Consider the following 17,295-nt stretch of genomic DNA (forward strand, 5'->3'; position numbering starts at 1 on the left):
ATTGCAGGTCGCTGGGGATGCGTGTTTAACGGGAGGAATTACGTGCTGGCAGGCCGGCCAAAAAGCAAGTTACAGCCAACAGGTCCGCGCTGCCTCCCGGACTGAGATTGCGTCGGATCATTTCGTCATCCAGATTCGCCAGTTTTTGCTCGCCATCCTCAGCGAGTGCGCCACCTTCCCGCAACAACGCCTGCGCTGCCGTCTTTACCCAATTCAAGCCTTCAGGGCCGCCACGCGCAAGCAGGTTGGTGTCGGAGTTAGTGGCCATCAACTGCAACAATGCTTGCAATAAAGCAGTATCGTTTGGAAACCCATTTTGGCGCAGGGAGAGATAAACCGGTAACGCGTATTGGCGCACAGTGGCATAGCCCGAGGCTGCTTCGCCACGGACCCCGGTGACACCGTAAAGCTGGAACAGGCGTTCACCGGCCGTTGACGTGGTCGGCCGATTTGCCAATTCCTGTTCCAGTCCGCTACAGATATCGGCAACTTCCTGGCAAACGCTCTCGGGATTGGGTTGCAGGCAGCGGCCGAGCAAGCGACCCACTGCAGTACACATCAACCCAAGCGAAAAAATGGCCCCTTTATGAGTGTTAACGCCATGTGTTGCTGCAAACATGGCTTGCTCACAGGCGATGCCTATTGGGCGAATTTGCGGTAATACCCCCGTGGCGTGAGCAAAAGGCTGCAAGTAACCCATTTCTACAAACCGGCCAAACCAGGGGCTGATTGTCCGGGCGCTGAGCACAAACAAGGGCAAATCCATGTCCTCATGCGCGCCATCGTTGCGCTGGTCTACCAGTCCTGGCTTGGGTGTCAACAGCACTTCGCTTAACAATGCATCGTGCGCCAGGCGGGCAATCAGTTCGCCTGCGGTTTGACTACTTGCTGTCTCGATGGCATGCAGTGGCATGGCTTCGTTCAAATGCATGGACTTGTTCCTCAATGGCTGTCAGCAGCTCTGATAAAGGGTGTGTACGGGCCCGGGCACAGGCGTGAGCTGGCTCACCGCAAACCAGGCAGCGCCGCACAGGCAGTTGTAATGCCCGCCGGGATAACGGGCCGGCGGGGCCGATGACATCCATATCCCAGAGCCGGCCCAGCGGATGCCGGCTTTCCAGATCAATCAATAGCCGTTTGAGCGGTTCTGCTTCGGTCTGAACAACGAAAAAAGCCTCTGGGCCGGTCACCGGCCAGATCGTCTCGCGCACCAGAACTGCCCATTGCGTTTGTTGCAAGCACTCATCGAGCGTGGCGAGCGCTTGCTGCATCACGTAGCGCTGCAGTGGCCCGTTCTTGTTGGCGCCTGGGCTGACTAGCGTGAGCGAGATAAGCGGCCAGCCAAAGCGGGCGCGCAACGCCGCTTGCCGTTGCACACGTGCATCGCGCGCCGCCAGCACCTGCGCCAGATCTACGGCGTTGCTGCTGGTAGTCATTCTTTAACCTGGCGCACCACGTCGATAACGCTGCCATCGCGGTACCGGATCACGCCCACAATACGATCCGTAAACTCGGTGGCTTGCGGTTTGCCGGTGAGGGCGATGGTTTTGGCGTAAAGCTCGGTAATGGAAAACACTGGCAAGCCTGCTGCGCGCAAGCGCTCGGCGACCTCTGGTCGCGCCGGATTGACCGCAATGCCATGATCGGTGACCAGCACATCAATGGATTCGCCCGGCGTAACCACGGTCGTTACATGCTGCACCACGGTAGGAATGCGGCTACGTACCAGCGGGGCGACCACAATGGTCAAATTGGCCGCAGTGGCCACGTCACAATGCCCGCCCGAAGCCCCGCGCATGACGCCATCCGAGCCGGTAATCACGTTCACGTTGAAATCCACGTCGATTTCCAGTGCACTCAGAATCACCACATCGACCAGATCGCAATAAGTGCCCTTGGACGACGGGTTGGCGTATTCGTTGGTTGAGACTTCAAGGTGGCGCGGTGATTCGGCCAGCGACTGCGCGGCCACGGTGTCGAATGACTGCGTGTCGATCAGCGTTTCGATCAGCCCCTTTTTGTGCAGCTCGACGATGCCGCCGGTAATGCCACCCAGCGCATAACTGGCCGTGATGCCCTGCCGGGTCATGCGATCTTCAAGGAAGCGGGTGGCGGCGGTGGACGATGCGCCGGAGCCGGTTTGCAGCGAGAAGCCCTGACGAAAATATCCTGAATGTTCGATCACGTCGGCGGCCAGCCGGGCAATTAGCAATTCGCGCGGGTTGTTGGTCATGCGTGCCGCGCCCACGCTGATGCGGGACGGGTCGCCCACTTCTTCAACCTGCACAATGTAGTCCACGCGGTCCTGCGAAATACTCACCGGCACGTTGGGGAACGGTACGATTTCGTCGGTCAACAACACCACCTGGCGCGCGAATTGGGCGTCCACTTTGGCGTAGCCGAGTGAACCGCAACGGGATTTGCCGTGCGAACCGTTGGCGTTGCCCAGTACGTCACTACACGGCACGCCCAGGAAGGCCACGTCGATTTTGATCTCGCCACTTTGCAGGAGATGGACCCGGCCGCCATGCGAATGAATCTGCACCGGGTTTTGCATCAATCCGTGCGAAATGGCATCTGCCAGTTTGCCGCGCATGCCGGAGGTGTAGATCTGCGTGATGACGCCGTTGCGGATATGTTCAATCAAGGGGGCGTTCACCGACAGCAGCGAGCTGGTTGCCAGCGTCAGATTGCGCAAGCCCATGCGGGCCAGTGTGTCGACCACCAGATTGATGACCTTGTCCCCCTCGCGAAATGCGTGGTGAAAGGAGATGGTCATGCCATCTTTCAGGCCGGAGCGGGTAATGGCGTCTTCCAGCGAAGCACACAGTTTGCGTTCGCGCTTTTGCTGCGGATCGGCCAGATACGGTGTGGTGGCATTGGCGCCCGCAAATGGGCGCAACGGGCGCAATAAACCTGCTTGAGCCGACCATTGTTCAAGTTGTTCACTCGGTTTCATGTTCTGTTTGCCTTGCGTTATTTGCGGGTGCCGGAGGCGGCGACCATTTGCAGCGTGCGACGGGCATGGTTGACGATCGGGGCGTCAATCATCTTGCCGTTCAGTGCAATCACGCCCAGCCCGTTGGCTTCTGCCGCCTCTGCCGCAGCAATCACGCGCCGGGCGTAGCTGGCGTCTTCTTCGGTGGGGGCGTAGGCGTTGTGCAGCAATTCAATCTGCCGCGGATTAATCAATGATTTGCCGTTGAAACCCAAACGGCGGATCAGGTCTACTTCCTTGAGAAAGCCTGCTTCGTCATTGATGTCGGAATACACCACGTCGAATGCGTCAATCCCGGCGGCGCGCGCGGCATGCAGCACGGCGCAACGGGCGTAGAACAGCTCGGTGCCGTCACCCCGTTCGGTCTGCATGTCGATCACATAGTCAAACCCGGCCAGGGCGATGCCGATCAGGCGAGGGGAGGACGTGGCAATGCTCAGTGCGTTGACCACGCCGCTGGCCGATTCGATCGCGGCCATGAGCTGCGTGCTGCCAATCTCGCGTCCACACTCGGCCTCGATGCGTGCCACCTGGGTTTCCAGTTCCCGGACATCGTTCGCGCTATCGGTCTTGGGTAGACGGACCACATCGACCCCGCCGCGCACCGCCGCTTCCAGATCCTTGAGGCCGAAAGGGGTGTTCAGCGGGTTGATGCGCACCACAGTTTCAATGTCCTCGTACATCGGGTTTTGCAGGGCATGAAACACCAGCAGCCGCGCGGCGTCTTTTTCGCGCAGGGAAACGGCGTCTTCCAGATCAAACATGATGGAATCCGGCCGGTAGATGTACGCGGTGGAAAGCATGGCGGCATTGGCGCCCGGTAAAAACAGCATGCTGCGACGCAATTTCATGACAGTTGCTCCCAATTCAGATTTTCACAGTCGCAGGCTCGTAGCACGGCCGCCTGCAGCCGGGCGCGGATGACGCAATCCAGCGCGCCTTTGTCCTCAATAATGAAACTGCCGGTTGTTACGCCCAGTTGCGCCAGGGTCTGATCGATCACCTGGCGGATTTGCGCGCCAAACTGCTTGATGACTTCGCTGTGCAGAACGATTTCCAGATCATCGTTGGCAGCTGGGGCAACCTTTACCAGCAGGTCGCTGGATTCCAGCGTTCCGGCAATGGCTTGCTTGATGATTTTCATGATGCGTTTCCATATCCTGAATAAATGGCAAATGGTGATAAAACGGGAGCGGTGTCAGGGGCACCATCACCCGTTTGTTATCCGTTAGCTGTAATGGTCCAGTTGGCACAATTGACCGGTGTATTCCTGCTGCAGGAAATGCAGCGTTGCGTCCGGGACCAGCGTTCTGATGCGCTCAAAATTGCCGGCTTCCAGCAACTGGCGTACTGCAGAAGCAGAAATCGGCGAGCCTGCCTTGAGTACGCGGGGGACTTCGACTACCTCCACCGGGGCGCTAGCCGTAGGGGCATGCTGCAGCCAGTACTTCATGTCTTCGTTGTATTTGCGGGTGACCTGGCAGAAGGGCTCGGTGCCGACAAAGCGGTGGGTGATGTTCAGTGCGGGGGCGATATAGTCCCGGAACAACAGCAGATCGATGGCGGTATGGCAGCGATCGATAATGCCTTGGTCCTTGAGGAAATAGCCGGGAAAGGTTGCACGGGAGATCATGTAATCCGAGCCATGATGCACGGTGAGATTGCTGATGCCGCGCAACCCTTCTGCCACCAGGTTGAAGCGGTCGGCATAACGAAACAGCGAGGCGTCTTCGCGTACGACAAACACATGTAACCAGTCGCAGGCTTGTGCGGCTTGCTGAGCCAGCGCCTTGTGCCCTAGCGTGAACGGGTTGGCATTCATCACAATGCAGCCAGTTTTGGCTCCCGGCTGGCGTTGTTGCTGCAAGCCCTGGCAATAACGCTGAATGGCGACCGGGCTGTTTTCCATTAGCACGATGGTGTCGGGTACTTCAACTAGCGGATAAAACCCGCAGGCGCTAAAAAACGGAACGTTGCAGGGGCGGGCGTAGAGGAATAGATGAAACTGGTTGCGCTCGGCCGCCAGCTGCACGATTTCGCTAACCAGTTGCAGGCTGAGTGATTCGCCACGCCAGTCCGGGCTGATGGCCACGCATTTGATGACATTGGTGGATAGCCCGGCACAGGCAACCAGCCGCTGCGCCTGGCGGGCAACGACAAAGATGTCGATATCGCTATCTATTTCCAGCTGGCAACTGGCCAGAAAACTCCGGATCTCGGCGGCTTCTAAGCTATTGCCAGCAGGAAATACTGTATAAAAATCAAATTCGCCAGACATGGCTTGTTACCATAGAAGCGATTGAATCAGGGCAACAACCGGTTGGTTGTTATTTGCCCTGATTTTCACCGCATATATTTTATGGACATTGTTTTATCGCATCGTTGCTTGGGTAATTTTGCGATTTTTGCGATAGCAATTAATTGCCTGACAGATGGAGCTTTTTTTAAATGACGCCGGGTATATAGCTACGCATCAGAATCAGTAAAATCGGCAATGTAATAATTGACAATGCGGTTGATGCCATATACAGACTGGACGCTTCTTCTTCCTGCACGCTCCATTGATACGCCAGAATGGTCGCCGTCGTAGCGGTAGGCATGGCAAGTAAAAAGATCATCTCTTCAGCATGCTGGCCGGTCAGGCCAAACATCATGACCAGCGCCCAGACAATGGCCGGGTTAAGCAGGCACTTGAGCGCAAGGTTGACCGACAAACCTTTGTTGAATGCCAGCTTGGTGCCGTGAATAGCTACACCAACGGCAAACAGGGAAACAAAATTGCAGGACTTGGCGGTGATTTCCAGGCTGGAAATGACAAACTTGGGCAGGTAAGCGCTGATGCCCGTGGTGCTGCAGACCAGGCCAAGGATCACAGCCATCACCATGGGCTTCTTCAATGACTTGATCACGGCGTGGGTGAAAATTTGCCAGCCACTCACGCTTTTATCGGTCTCGCCCGCCAATGCACTGCCCAGTTCCAGCAGGAACAAAGTGGCAGGGATCACGGTAACCGCAACGATGACGTTGCCAACGGCTACAGAAATGGCTGAACTGGCACCAATCAACAAGGCCAGGAACGGAATGCCCATGCCGCCCATATTCGGGAAGCTGCTGAGCATGGCCTGCATGGCGCTTTGACGGATATCCTTACGCAGCACTACTTTGTTGATCAGGTACGCCACTACCCACATCGAGCACATGGCCAGGCAAAAAGCCAGCATCCAGGTCAGGTCGAAAACCTCGGAGGGTTTGGCTTTGTAGGTGTTTTCGAACAAGAGTGCCGGAAACACGAAATCCGATACCAGGGTTGAACAAACTTTCTTGGCTGATTTGTCAACGATGCCTTTTTGTACCGCCAGCCAGCCCAGATAAATGAGCAGGAAAACGGGCGCCATCGAATTGAAAATCTGTAGTGCGATCTTGTAGTTCATTATGGACTCCTCCACGCATGGACAATGTATGGGATATGGGTTTTGCAAGTCTTTGCGTGACTTGAATATCAGGATTTTGCCGGGCAATGTGCCTGATATTTATCAAATTTCCACAGTGGTTTTTATGAATTTAATTGCGTCATTAAACTTTATTTGATTTGTGTTGGACTTATTCGTGGTTTTTATGAATTAAAAGATTTTAAAGATTGAATGGCTTTGAATTTTTGCCAACAAGGAAAAGAATGCAGCCCCAAAACCGGCAATAAATACAAAGCCAATCCAGCATGTCCGGCATGGATATTGGCAGGGCCGCAGATATGGTCAGGAGAACCAGCGAAGCATGGGCGGCATGTACATCAGGCTGCAGCCCCACGATGTGTCAGCACCAGTGGTGATCCGCAACATTGGCGGAGACCGGCGGCAGCAAGACCCACCCATCTCATCTCGAATTGTCAGCTGGAGAGCTATATGGCCCAGAACAAAACCCAATCCGGCAAACCTGCATTAGTCCGGGCATGCGCCCCCCATGGCGGGACCGGTGTAAACGTGTTGACTGACCCGTTACTGAATAAGGGCACGGCCTTCACCCTGGAAGAGCGTGACACCTTCCAGTTGCATGGCTTGCTGCCGCCTTCGGTACAAACACTGGAGGAACAGGTCATGCGGCGGCATGACGCGCTACGCGCCTTGTCCACTGACCTGGACCGTTATGTCATGCTGCGCGAACTGCAAGACAGTAATGAAACGTTGTTTTATGCCTTGCTGACCCAGCATATTGAAGAACTGCTGCCGCTGATTTATACGCCCACGGTGGGCGCCGGTTGCCGCCAGTTCAGCCACTTGTATCGCCGCCCGCGTGGGCTGTTTCTGAGCTATCCGCACAAGCATCTGATCCGGGGCATTCTGGCTCATCCACGCTTTGACAAAGTTGAAGTCATTGTCGTGACCGATGGCGAACGCATTCTGGGGCTGGGTGACCAGGGCGCGGGCGGCATGGGGATTCCCATTGGCAAACTGGCGCTCTACTCGGGCTGCGGCGGGCTGCATCCGGCCACAACGCTGCCGATTACGCTCGACGTGGGCACCGACAATAAAGATTGCCTGAGCGACCCGCTGTATGTGGGCTGGCGGCATCAGCGCATACGGGGGCAGGAGTATGACGACTTCATCGAAGCATTTGTCGAGGCAGTGACAGAACGCTGGCCGCATGTCCTGCTGCAGTGGGAAGACTTTGCCAAGCACAATGCCAGCCGTTTGCTGGAACGCTATCGCGACCGGCTGTGTACCTTCAATGACGATGTACAAGGCACCGCCGCTGTCGCGACAGGGACGTTGCTATCGGCCATCAACGTCACCGGTACGCCGTTGACCCAGCAGCGTGTCGCCGTACTGGGGGCGGGTTCGGCCGGGTGTGGCATCTCCGCGCTGATCCATCGGGCGATGGTCGAAGCAGGACTATCCGCTGAAGAAGCGTCCAGCCGGTTCTATCTGGTCGACCGCCATGGCTTGATGGTCGAGGGCAAGGTCGATACGACTACGCTGGAACCGTTCCAGCGTCGTTTCGTGCAACCTGGCGCTGCCATTGCAGGCTGGCAGCTGAACAGTGACGGCACCGCCGGGCTGATGGAAGTGATGAAAAATGCCAGGCCGACGGTATTGATCGGTGTGTCAGGGCAGGCGGGGGCGTTTTCCGAGGCCATCGTGCGGGAAATGGCCCAACATTGCGCCAGACCGGTGATTTTTCCGCTGTCCAATCCCACCAGTAGTTGCGAAGCCACTCCGGCTGACCTGCTGCGCTGGACCGACGGCCGCGCCATTCTCGGCACGGGCAGCCCGTTCCCTGCTGTGGAACGCAACGGCCAGATGTTCAAGATTGACCAGACCAATAACTCGTATATTTTCCCTGGTCTTGGTCTCGCGGCGATTGCGCTCAAGATACCGAGTTTGCCCGATAGCCTGTTTATGGCTGCCGCCAAAGCGCTGGCCTCAATTTCGCCCGCACGCAGCAACCCCTCCGCCAACCTGTTGCCGCCAGTCAGTATGCTGCGCCACGTCTCTTATACAATAGCGTTGGCGGTGGGTTTGCAGGCGTACCACGAGGGTTTGTTGCAAGACCGGGTGGCTATTGATGAAATCGAGCCATTGATCCGGGCCAAAATCTGGGCCCCGCGTTATCCGGCGTTAATCCCGGCCGGAACCTTGCCGGAACGCAGCGCAGCTTGACTGGCGCTCGCTCCGCCTGGGGCCAGAGGGCAACCTCCGGCCAATTTGCGGATCAATAGCGACATCTGGGCGGGTAGATCTTGAAACCGGTTTTTGGTAGATATCTTGTGATTGCCCGTTCAGTCTCGTTCCAGACACGCGCTTTTCTGCTGCTGTTTACGGTTTCTTTCGTTGTCTCGCTGGTGATCGGGCAGTACGTCTATAGCCGGATGCAGGCCAGTCTGTATGAACAGATCGGCATCCGGGCGCGGGTGCAGGCGCAGCAGATCGCCGGCCTGCCTGGCGTTGCGTCTGCGGTTGCCCGACGCGATACCGGCGCCCTGCATGATTTGATCATGCCGCTCAAGGCGGAGTCTGACGCCAGTTACATCGTGATCGGCGATGAACATGCGCTGCATCTGATGCATACCGAGCCAGACGTCGCGTTGGGTAGCCCCATGCAAGGCGGCGATAATGACGAAGTGCTGCATCAAGGCAAAAGCACCATCTCGCTCAAACTGGGTATGCACGGGATGTCATGGCGCGGCAAGGCGCCCATTCGTGATGCGCACGGCAAAATTATCGGCGTGGTTTCGGTGGGGTATTTCCAGTCGCACATCGAAAACTGGAACCGTTCGCAATTCATGCCCTTGCTGGCCCTGCTCGGCGGGATATTATTGGCGCTGTTTTGCTGTGCATGGGTCTTTGCGCAAAGTATCAAACGGCAGATGTTTGGGCTGGAGCCGCTGGAGATCGCGCAGATGGTGCGCCAGCGTGAAGCAGTGTTTGAATCCATTTATGAAGGCGTGCTCTCCATTGACGCGCAGCGCCGCATCACGGCTGTTAACCGGGCCGCACGTGAAATGCTGGAGCTGCCGCAGTCGTCCGAGGAACTGGTCAATATTTCGCTTGATGAACTGGTGCTGAACTGCCCGTTTCTGCAGGTCGGTCCAAACGATGCAGATCAGAAAGACGAGATTTGTCTGTTCAACAGCCTGCAGGTGATCGCAAGCCGCGTTGCCATTCGTGTCGACAAACAGGTGCGCGGATGGGTGATCAGCTTTCGGCGCAAGGACGATATCAGCACGCTCAGCCTGCAATTAAGTGAGGTAAAGCGGTACGCTGATAATTTGCGGGTAGTCCGCCATGAGCATGTGAACTGGGTGTCCACCCTGGCCGGGCTGCTGCACATCAAAGCCTATGACGAGGCTCTGAAACTGGCGCAGGCGCACTCTGAGGTACAGCAGCAGGTGCTCGACTATATTTCCCGAACCTTTGGCAATTACCGCGTTTGTGGCTTGCTGATTGGCAAATATTATCGCGCACGCGAACTGGGGTTATCGCTCGGGTTCGAATCGGGTTGTGCGCTCGAAACCTTGCCCGATGCACTGGACGATGTGGAGTGGATGTCCATCATCGGCAATTTGCTGGATAACGCCTTCGATGCGACGATTGCAGCGGATCACCCCGAAAAAAAAATCGTGCTGTATATCTCCGATATGGGTGAAGAATTGATTATCGAGGTGGCCGACTTCGGTTGCGGCATTGCGCCAGCGTTGCGTGACCATGTGTTTGAACGTGGAGTAAGCAGTCATGCCGGGTCGGAGCATGGCATTGGCTTGTACCTGGTTAATAGCTATGTGAAGCAGGCGGCGGGCATGATTACCATTGAAGACAACATTCCATATGGCACGATTTTCTCCGTCTTCGTGCCCAAGAAAAGGCCTGGCCATGCAGAACATTGATGCATTGATCGTCGAAGACGAAGAGCGGTTGGCCGATATCCATGCCGATTTTGTACGCAAGAATTCGCGCTTTCGGGCTGTGAACCAGGCCCACAACCTGGCCGATGCACGCAAGCTGGTGCATGTGCTCAAACCGCACCTGTTGTTGCTGGATAACTATCTGCCCGATGGCAGGGGGATAGAACTGCTGGAAGACCTGGTCGCCGGGGATTTTTCGACCCGGATCATCTTCATCACGGCGGCCAGCGATATGGAAAGCTGCAGCAAGGCTATCCGCTATGGCGCTTTTGATTACCTGATCAAACCGGTGTCTTATGACCGGCTGCAAATGTCACTGGAACGCTTTGTGCGGTTTTTTGATTCGCAAAAAACCAATGCGCCGATCAGCCAGAACCATGTCGACGAGCTCTACAATCTGCAATCGAAGGATTTTCGCGGAGACAAACATACCAAGGGTATCGAAGCATTAACGCTGGAGCGGATCAAACAGGTTTTTGTATCCCCGGATGACGTATACACCACGGAAAGTATAGCCCAGGCCTTGGGTATCAGCAAAACCACCGCGCGGCGTTATCTTGAGTTTTGTGTTGAGAGCCGTTTGTTGCGGGCAGAAATATCGTATGGTCATGTAGGTCGGCCAGAGCGGATATATCGAAAGCGCGATGGCAGTACATGAAAAAAACCGGGTAATTACCCGGTTTTTTTCATTCCTCAAAGGGCCAGTGTGGCGTTTTGATTCAGTTTTAGAAATCAGTACGGACACCGGTTAAAGCAGTGTAAGACGTTTGGTCGTTTTTGGCGGTAATCGATTTGGAGTTATTCTGGAAGGTATAGTTGTCAGCACTGATTTTGGATATGTCGCCGCCATTTTTCAGGCCAACAATCGAGGTATACCAACGGGTTCGTTTGCTCAGTGAATACACTGCACTCAATGAGCCTTGTTGCCCGGTCAGGCCGGAAATACCCAGCACGCTATTGGAGCGGCTGTACAGACCACGAACCTGAAGTTTCGGATTGAACCAGTAGTCGCCGCTGAACACGTAGTTATTCCAGCTGCTGTCACCCGTTGGGGTATTGTTGGAGATATGTTCCCAACCCGCACCCAAACCCAGACCGAACCCGAACTTGTAACTTGCAGCTAACTGATACCCTGCAACGTTGGCACCACCGGTGGTGTTGCTGCCGTTATTGTCCGCGGTGGAAATACCGCTGACCTGCTGGAAGGTCCGGTTTTTGGCGTATTGGTAGGCCAGCGAAGCGTTGAAGCCGCCATTGTTATATAGCCCTGACACATCGTAGATTGGAGCATGGCCTTTGGAATCCGGTGTGCCGTCCAGACCCGTATCAGCGCGAACCTGGAAGCCACTCCATACTGCGGAATCCCAGGACAAGCTGTCATTCAGGCGCGTTGATAATTGACTGAACGTACCGTGGCTGCCTTTGAAGTCGATTGAATCGAGCAAATCGTCGAACATTGGTGTCAATTTGGAAATGGTCAGCGCATTTTTGTAGGCACTGTCGTAGTTACCAGCGCGAAAGGTGCCGAATTCCGGGCTACTGAATCCGATGAAGCTATTGCGATTACCCCAAACCCCGCCACCCATTTGTTTTGGGTTGCTGCCGTTGGTTGAGGCAGGAGCGGGATTGGCAGCGGCCCCGATGCCATTTTCGATTTGCCAGACGGTGCTCCAGCCATTATCCCATTTATCTGTGCCGCGAAAGCCAATGCGCGAGGATGAATCGACCAGACGCGCTTCGCCACTTACAGTTCCAGTCGGCAGGGAATGACCAATATCCCCAAAGTGATCATATTCAACATCTTCACGCAGGGAACCATAAATGGTGACGTCTGCCATTACACATGGCGCAAGAAACGCAACTGCCAATGTGGCAGCCATTACAGCTTTGTCTTTTTTCATCTCGACTCTCTGATTTGTTTGTAAAAACAGATGCTCCAGTATCTGCAGTGCGTGAATCAATGCGTAACGCTGCATGCCACTTGGTCGCGCGCGCGTAAGATTGAATCACGCTTGATGGGCTGGCTTTATTGAAATGTGCATATCAATAGGGCCAGTTCTTTCTTTTAAATTTATATGTAGTTGGGGAATGCTGGATGTTGTTCTTTTTGAAAAACAGCTTATGTACCTGTTTTGTATTGTGAGTTTTAACTGTTGCGGCTTTTAGAGGCGTGATTTAGATCAAAAGACTTATGTGGTTTTTAAGAACTAAATGTTGTTTTTGGTTTTATTGGTAATCCACAGGCAGGGTGGGTTGACTGAGGCGTTATTGCATGAATTTGCCAGTCATTGCACGTAACCACCCGCTTGGCACACCACAGCCCTGAGTAAACCAGTACCTGCACGCGATAAAGCAACCAATCGGATGGCGTATAACGCCGCCGTCAGGTACCTGCGCTATTTGTGATCCTGGTTCGATAAAGACATGCGACGGCTTGTACGGTGCCTCCCGGAAATTAATAGTGATGGATTCAACCGGTCAGTGATAACGGGATTGACGTGACGGCGAGCGTTGCGTGAATCGGCGCGGGGCCGGGGGTATGTCGTCTTCAGATCGGTTTATCAAGCAAAGCCGTTTGCTGTTGATTTTCTTTTAAGTTAATTAATTAAATTAACGCCATAAAAACCTCAATCGGCAATTGACTTCCATCAAATTAAAAATGATTTACTTCGATACATTTACATTTGCAAATGAATTAAATATTTATGAATTGTGAATGGCATTGACTTATTAAAGCCATGTCCAATTGAAGGAAAGATAACTCCGTTTCAAGTAATGGCTGTCATTAGAGATTTATCAAATTCCTGCGTCCGGATAGCAGGTGAGGTTGAAGTTTTTATCGCGAAAAAAACTGGGAGACCCGTGATCAGCTGTAACTGCATTCTTGGTCAGATTATTGATCCGGCGTGGTGAAACATAATTTGGGGAGTTGAGAGATGCTGTTCAAGAGAAAATTGTTCTATATAACGATGCTTGGCTGTTTTTATGCTTCGGCACCAGCTTTTGCCGATCAGATTTCCGATTTGAAAGCTGAAATTGCCGCGCAAAAGAAACAGTCGGCTGATCAGCAGGCCAAACTGGACGCGCTGGAAAAGAAACTGGATGCCACCATTCAGTCACAGCAGCAAGCTGCTCCGGCTGTTTCCCAGAGAAGCCAGGACAAGCCTTCGTTAGCCCTGACAACCGACCAGGAAGGGGTAAAGATCAAGTCCGATGATTCCGCACTGATGCTTTACAACAATGGCACCTCCAGTCTGCGTATTTATGGATTGGTTGAAGGTACGCTGAGCTATGCCAATCACCAGACTGAATCAGGTGGCAACGCAACGGGGTATCAAACGGCGTGGTTCAGTGGTAACCGGCTGGGCTTTGATGCCAGTCACGCTTTGGGTTTTGGCGAAAGTCTGGGCATGCCGGATTTGAAAGTCATCTCCAAACTTGAAACCGAATTCGAACTCCCAACCGGTAATATGGATACGGAGAACGTGCTGTTTAATCGCGACGCGTGGATGGGGGTGTATAGCGATAGTCTGGGTAAGATCACATTGGGTCGGCAAAATACTTTGACCCGCGACTTTACCCAGAACTGGGGCGATCCATATGGCTCAGCCAGCACGACGCTGAAAGAAGGCGGCTATAGTAACGTCAATAATTTCAAACAATTGATTTTCTATTCCGGCGGACCAGACGGTACGCGTTCGAATAGCGCCATTGAATGGAAAAAGCGCTTTGGTGATCATATTGTTGCGGGCCTGGGTTATACCTTTGGTTCGGGCGGTTCCGGCGGCAGCGGGGATGTTGGAAACGGTGGTTCAACACCGGGCGATTTTACCAAGGGTACTGGTCAGGCCGCCTCCATTGCATATAACAAATTGCAACTGGGCGATGCCGTTGTCAACGCCAACGTCTCCTATGATCGGGCCAATATCAACGAATTGATTCATCAATCCGAACTGGTCGGGGGCAATATTGCCTATGGTCGTTTCCGCGTAAACGCTGGTTACCTTCACTACACCGCGCAGCAAGGTGATAACAATAGTGCCGGGACGCGTTCTGATAACGCCTGGACAATTTCGGGTACTTACACTTTTGGCCCGACAGAATATGCACTGGGCTACCAGCAAACCCGTGGCACGCATTCCGGCCTGAATGCAGCTGGTAAGGTCATTAACCCGTACGGTAATACCGAAGGGGTGACTGCGACGGCCGATGGTGGCAAGAACGCCGTTTATGGCTCAATCATGTACCACGCCGACAAACAGTTTGATCTCTATGTGGCGGCGGATTACTTCACCACCACGGGCGATTGGGTTCTGGGCGATGCACAGGGCAACGGCATGTTGTACGGAACCGGGCAGGCATATAAAGGCACTGTAGAAGTGGCAACCGGTGCTCGTTACAAGTTCTAGACCTGCCTTGGCATTCGGTGTTCGCAGAGCACTGGAACAGGAATAGTTGGTTAAGGCCGGCATCCGTTATCAATATCAATATCAATAGAAGCCCTGATTTATCAGGGCTTCTTCTCTTCATTTTTCTTTTCAGCGTTTCCAGGTTGCCAATGCCAGCTGGCGCCCACTTGCGTCTGCTGTATCTGTCCAGACAGTCGCTGCTGCCAGATTGCTGGACTATTCCAGGCTAACCCAAGAACACTTGGCTAGAGCGTGCCCAAGCCTGGCAAAGCTGCTGCTGCACGCCCAGGCCGTCAATTCCAAGGCGCATGCTGTCGCCCGGTTTGAGATACCACGGCTCGGGCTTTTGCCCCAGACCTACGCCGGGCGGCGTGCCGGTGCTAATGACGTCGCCGGGATAGAGCGTCATGAACTGGCTGATGTACGACACCAGTTTGGGAATGCCAAAGATGAACTGGTTGGTGCTGCTGTTTTGCACGCGTTTGCCATTGACCTCTAGCCACAACGGCAATACATGCGGATCGGAAATCTCATCTCGCGTCACCAGCCACGGGCCGATGGGCGAAAAGGTGTCGCAACCCTTGCCTTTATCCCACTGACCAGCGCGTTCCAGCTGAAATTCGCGTTCAGATACATCGTTGATCACCACGTATCCGGCAACGTAGTTCAGCGCGTCGGCTTCTTCGACGTAGCTGGCGGTGCTGCCAATGACCACGCCCAGTTCCACTTCCCAATCGGTTTTGACTGAGCCGCGTGGAATTACCACGTTGTCGTTGGGGCCGATGATGGAACTGGACGGCTTCATAAACAGCACTGGTTCTGGCGGCGGTTCCAACCCCGATTCGCGGGCGTGGTCGGCGTAGTTCAAGCCTACGCAAATAATCTTGCCAACACCGTTCACCGGGCAACCGATGCGCACGTCCGCCGGGACTGACGGCAAACGCGTCAAGTCAATCGCCGTCAGCGCGTTCAAGGTGACGGCGTCCAGTTGCTTGCCGGTGAGATCGGGCAACAGCATGGATAGATCGCGAATAACACCTCGCGCATCCAGTGCGGCGGGTTTTTCCTGGCCGATTGGGCCGTAACGCAGCAATTTCATGAGGGCTTCTCTGTTCAGGTTGGCGGATTATTTGATGACGAAGTGGGCCACGCTGCGCGCTTCAATGGCGGTCCAATCCCAGCGGATACCTAATCCTGCATCTTCGGGCGGCAGTGCGTGGCCTTGCTCGATAGCGATGGCTGAGGTGGTCAGGTCTTCCAGTTGCGGAATGTATTCCAGCCAGGTGGCATTAGGCACGGCACAACACAGGCTCACATGCAGTTCCATCAAGAAATGCGGGCAAACGGCGATGTTGTGGCATTCGGCCATATGCGCGACTTTCAGCCAGGGTGTAATGCCGCCCACGCGGGCAACATCGACCTGAATGATGGAACATGCATCGTGGCGCACATAGTCGGCAAACTGGCCCGGGCTATAGAGCGATTCGCCCACTGCAATGGGAATGCGGCTGTGGGAATTCAAGCGGGTGTGGCCAGCAATATCGTCAGCGGGTAAAGGTTCTTCCAGCCAGGCCAAGCCGATGGGTGCGAGGGCGTCGGCCCGGCGCAAAGCTTCGGATAAATGAAACGCCTGGTTGGCATCGACCATCAACTCAAACGCCGCGCCAACGGCTTCGCGTATGGCGGTGAGGCGGGCGACGTCTTCCGATAAATGCGGTTTGCCGACTTTGACTTTGGCGCCCTTGAAGCCCGCTTCTTGGGCCGCAACAGTTTGTTCAACCAGCGTCTCGGTGGGCAACTGCAACCAGCCGCCTTCGGTGGTGTACACCGGGATATTGGGCTTCGCTCCGCCCAGCAATCGCCACAACGGCAGGCTGCTTTGTCTGGCGCGCCAATCCCACAATGCGGTATCGATAGCGGCCAGTGCCAGACTGGTGATTGCGCCGACCGCCGTGGCGTGAGTATGAAAGAACAGATCACGCCATATGGATTCGATTTCTACCGGGCTTTTGCCAATTAGCCGCGGGCCCAAGTGATCTTTCAGTAGCGCCATCACCGATGACCCACCTGTGCCTATCGTATAGCTGTAGCCAATGCCCTCGCTGCCGTCATCGCACACGATGCGCACGATGGGGGTTTCCTGCGTGACGAAGGACTGGATGGCGTCACTGCGGGTGGTTTTGGGGGGGAGGTTGACTTGGTGGAGGTGGATTTGGGTGATAGTGGGCATTTTTCCAATCCGGTTTTTTTAAGTGCCTACGGCACGTTTGTGAAAAGCATTTCAAGAAATTCGTAGCCCGGATGAAGCGTTAGCGGGAATCCGGGGGGCAATATTGGCCTTTGCTAATCCCGGAGGCTCATTGATGTATTGCAACCCCGGATTCTCGCTGCGCTTCATCCGGGCTACCAAACTACCAACAGCGGCAACACCAAACAGGCCCACGTGACCAACAGACGACGTGCTTTTCCTCCCCTGGAGGCACTCATGCCTT

The 17,295-nt window shown here is 54.7% G+C and carries 14 protein-coding genes; 4 read left to right on the top strand and 10 right to left on the bottom strand.

Features of this window, described 5'->3' with window-relative positions; all coding sequences use genetic code 11:
- Positions 1 to 25 precede the first annotated feature (25 nt).
- The 7 genes from citG to N7220_RS17615 all read right to left on the bottom strand — a co-directional run bounded on the left by citG (position 26) and on the right by N7220_RS17615 (position 6,429).
- On the bottom strand, positions 26 to 931 hold the full coding sequence (citG, locus tag N7220_RS17585) for a triphosphoribosyl-dephospho-CoA synthase CitG (protein WP_308446560.1): 906 nt from the start codon (positions 929 to 931) through the stop codon (positions 26 to 28).
- Positions 882 to 1,436 carry a citrate lyase holo-[acyl-carrier protein] synthase gene (citX, locus tag N7220_RS17590; RefSeq protein WP_283148825.1) on the bottom strand — a complete coding sequence of 185 codons (555 nt, stop codon included), beginning with the start codon at positions 1,434 to 1,436 and terminating at the stop codon, positions 882 to 884. The genes citG and citX overlap by 50 nt, the downstream gene beginning before the upstream one ends.
- A complete protein-coding gene (gene citF, locus N7220_RS17595) occupies positions 1,433 to 2,959 on the bottom strand; it encodes a citrate lyase subunit alpha (RefSeq protein ID WP_283148826.1) in 1,527 nt (508 codons plus the stop codon). Before citF ends, citX begins: the two co-directional genes overlap by 4 nt.
- 17 nt (positions 2,960 to 2,976) lie before the next feature.
- The gene (gene citE, locus N7220_RS17600) at positions 2,977 to 3,849 is read right to left on the bottom strand and encodes a citrate (pro-3S)-lyase subunit beta (protein WP_283148827.1); all 873 of its coding nucleotides are present in this window, start codon (positions 3,847 to 3,849) and stop codon (positions 2,977 to 2,979) included.
- Positions 3,846 to 4,142, bottom strand: a complete 297-nt coding sequence (citD, locus tag N7220_RS17605; RefSeq protein WP_283148828.1) for a citrate lyase acyl carrier protein — start codon at positions 4,140 to 4,142, stop codon at positions 3,846 to 3,848. The genes citE and citD overlap by 4 nt, the downstream gene beginning before the upstream one ends.
- A gap of 84 nt (positions 4,143 to 4,226) precedes the next feature.
- Positions 4,227 to 5,276 carry a [citrate (pro-3S)-lyase] ligase gene (gene citC, locus N7220_RS17610; RefSeq protein WP_283148829.1) on the bottom strand — a complete coding sequence of 350 codons (1,050 nt, stop codon included), beginning with the start codon at positions 5,274 to 5,276 and terminating at the stop codon, positions 4,227 to 4,229.
- Between the two features lie 166 nt (positions 5,277 to 5,442).
- Positions 5,443 to 6,429, bottom strand: a complete 987-nt coding sequence (locus tag N7220_RS17615) for an AEC family transporter (protein WP_283148830.1) — start codon at positions 6,427 to 6,429, stop codon at positions 5,443 to 5,445.
- Between the two features lie 468 nt (positions 6,430 to 6,897).
- Between N7220_RS17615 and N7220_RS17620 the strand changes: the two genes are divergently transcribed.
- The 3 genes from N7220_RS17620 (at position 6,898) to N7220_RS17630 (ending at position 11,052) form a co-directional block, all read left to right on the top strand.
- Positions 6,898 to 8,652 carry an NAD-dependent malic enzyme gene (locus N7220_RS17620; protein WP_283148831.1) on the top strand — a complete coding sequence of 585 codons (1,755 nt, stop codon included), beginning with the start codon at positions 6,898 to 6,900 and terminating at the stop codon, positions 8,650 to 8,652.
- 107 nt (positions 8,653 to 8,759) lie between these two features.
- The gene (locus tag N7220_RS17625; RefSeq protein WP_283148832.1) at positions 8,760 to 10,376 is read left to right on the top strand and encodes an ATP-binding protein; all 1,617 of its coding nucleotides are present in this window, start codon (positions 8,760 to 8,762) and stop codon (positions 10,374 to 10,376) included.
- Positions 10,363 to 11,052 carry a response regulator gene (locus N7220_RS17630; RefSeq protein WP_283148833.1) on the top strand — a complete coding sequence of 230 codons (690 nt, stop codon included), beginning with the start codon at positions 10,363 to 10,365 and terminating at the stop codon, positions 11,050 to 11,052. The genes N7220_RS17625 and N7220_RS17630 overlap by 14 nt, the downstream gene beginning before the upstream one ends.
- A gap of 67 nt (positions 11,053 to 11,119) precedes the next feature.
- Here N7220_RS17630 and N7220_RS17635 read toward each other — a convergent pair whose 3' ends face one another.
- Positions 11,120 to 12,370 carry a porin gene (locus tag N7220_RS17635; RefSeq protein WP_283148834.1) on the bottom strand — a complete coding sequence of 417 codons (1,251 nt, stop codon included), beginning with the start codon at positions 12,368 to 12,370 and terminating at the stop codon, positions 11,120 to 11,122.
- A 960-nt stretch (positions 12,371 to 13,330) separates the two neighbouring features.
- Between N7220_RS17635 and N7220_RS17640 the strand changes: the two genes are divergently transcribed.
- Positions 13,331 to 14,803: a porin gene (locus tag N7220_RS17640; RefSeq protein WP_283148835.1), complete on the top strand. Its 1,473-nt coding sequence runs from the start codon at positions 13,331 to 13,333 to the stop codon at positions 14,801 to 14,803.
- A gap of 226 nt (positions 14,804 to 15,029) precedes the next feature.
- Here the strand turns inward: N7220_RS17640 and N7220_RS17645 are convergent, their stop codons facing one another.
- Together N7220_RS17645 and N7220_RS17650 are read right to left on the bottom strand one after the other, a co-directional pair.
- Positions 15,030 to 15,902, bottom strand: coding sequence for a fumarylacetoacetate hydrolase family protein (locus N7220_RS17645; RefSeq protein ID WP_283148836.1), 873 nt, complete (start codon positions 15,900 to 15,902; stop codon positions 15,030 to 15,032).
- A 27-nt stretch (positions 15,903 to 15,929) separates the two neighbouring features.
- Positions 15,930 to 17,033, bottom strand: a complete 1,104-nt coding sequence (locus N7220_RS17650) for a mandelate racemase/muconate lactonizing enzyme family protein (RefSeq protein ID WP_283148837.1) — start codon at positions 17,031 to 17,033, stop codon at positions 15,930 to 15,932.
- Positions 17,034 to 17,295: the final 262 nt, after the last annotated feature.

The sequence above is a fragment of the Silvimonas soli genome, assembly GCF_030035605.1.
GTDB lineage: Bacteria > Pseudomonadota > Gammaproteobacteria > Burkholderiales > Chitinibacteraceae > Silvimonas > Silvimonas soli.

Coding starts and splice junctions, on each gene's coding strand:
- citC (WP_283148829.1), bottom strand. CDS start 5,276: ATGTCTGGCGAATTTGATTTTTATACAGTATTTCCTGCTGGCAATAGC.
- citE (WP_283148827.1), bottom strand. CDS start 3,849: ATGAAATTGCGTCGCAGCATGCTGTTTTTACCGGGCGCCAATGCCGCC.
- N7220_RS17645 (WP_283148836.1), bottom strand. CDS start 15,902: ATGAAATTGCTGCGTTACGGCCCAATCGGCCAGGAAAAACCCGCCGCA.
- N7220_RS17620 (WP_283148831.1), top strand. CDS start 6,898: ATGGCCCAGAACAAAACCCAATCCGGCAAACCTGCATTAGTCCGGGCA.
- citG (WP_308446560.1), bottom strand. CDS start 931: ATGCATTTGAACGAAGCCATGCCACTGCATGCCATCGAGACAGCAAGT.
- citF (WP_283148826.1), bottom strand. CDS start 2,959: ATGAAACCGAGTGAACAACTTGAACAATGGTCGGCTCAAGCAGGTTTA.
- N7220_RS17630 (WP_283148833.1), top strand. CDS start 10,363: ATGCAGAACATTGATGCATTGATCGTCGAAGACGAAGAGCGGTTGGCC.
- N7220_RS17650 (WP_283148837.1), bottom strand. CDS start 17,033: ATGCCCACTATCACCCAAATCCACCTCCACCAAGTCAACCTCCCCCCC.
- N7220_RS17615 (WP_283148830.1), bottom strand. CDS start 6,429: ATGAACTACAAGATCGCACTACAGATTTTCAATTCGATGGCGCCCGTT.
- N7220_RS17635 (WP_283148834.1), bottom strand. CDS start 12,370: ATGCAGCGTTACGCATTGATTCACGCACTGCAGATACTGGAGCATCTG.
- N7220_RS17640 (WP_283148835.1), top strand. CDS start 13,331: ATGCTGTTCAAGAGAAAATTGTTCTATATAACGATGCTTGGCTGTTTT.
- citX (WP_283148825.1), bottom strand. CDS start 1,436: ATGACTACCAGCAGCAACGCCGTAGATCTGGCGCAGGTGCTGGCGGCG.
- citD (WP_283148828.1), bottom strand. CDS start 4,142: ATGAAAATCATCAAGCAAGCCATTGCCGGAACGCTGGAATCCAGCGAC.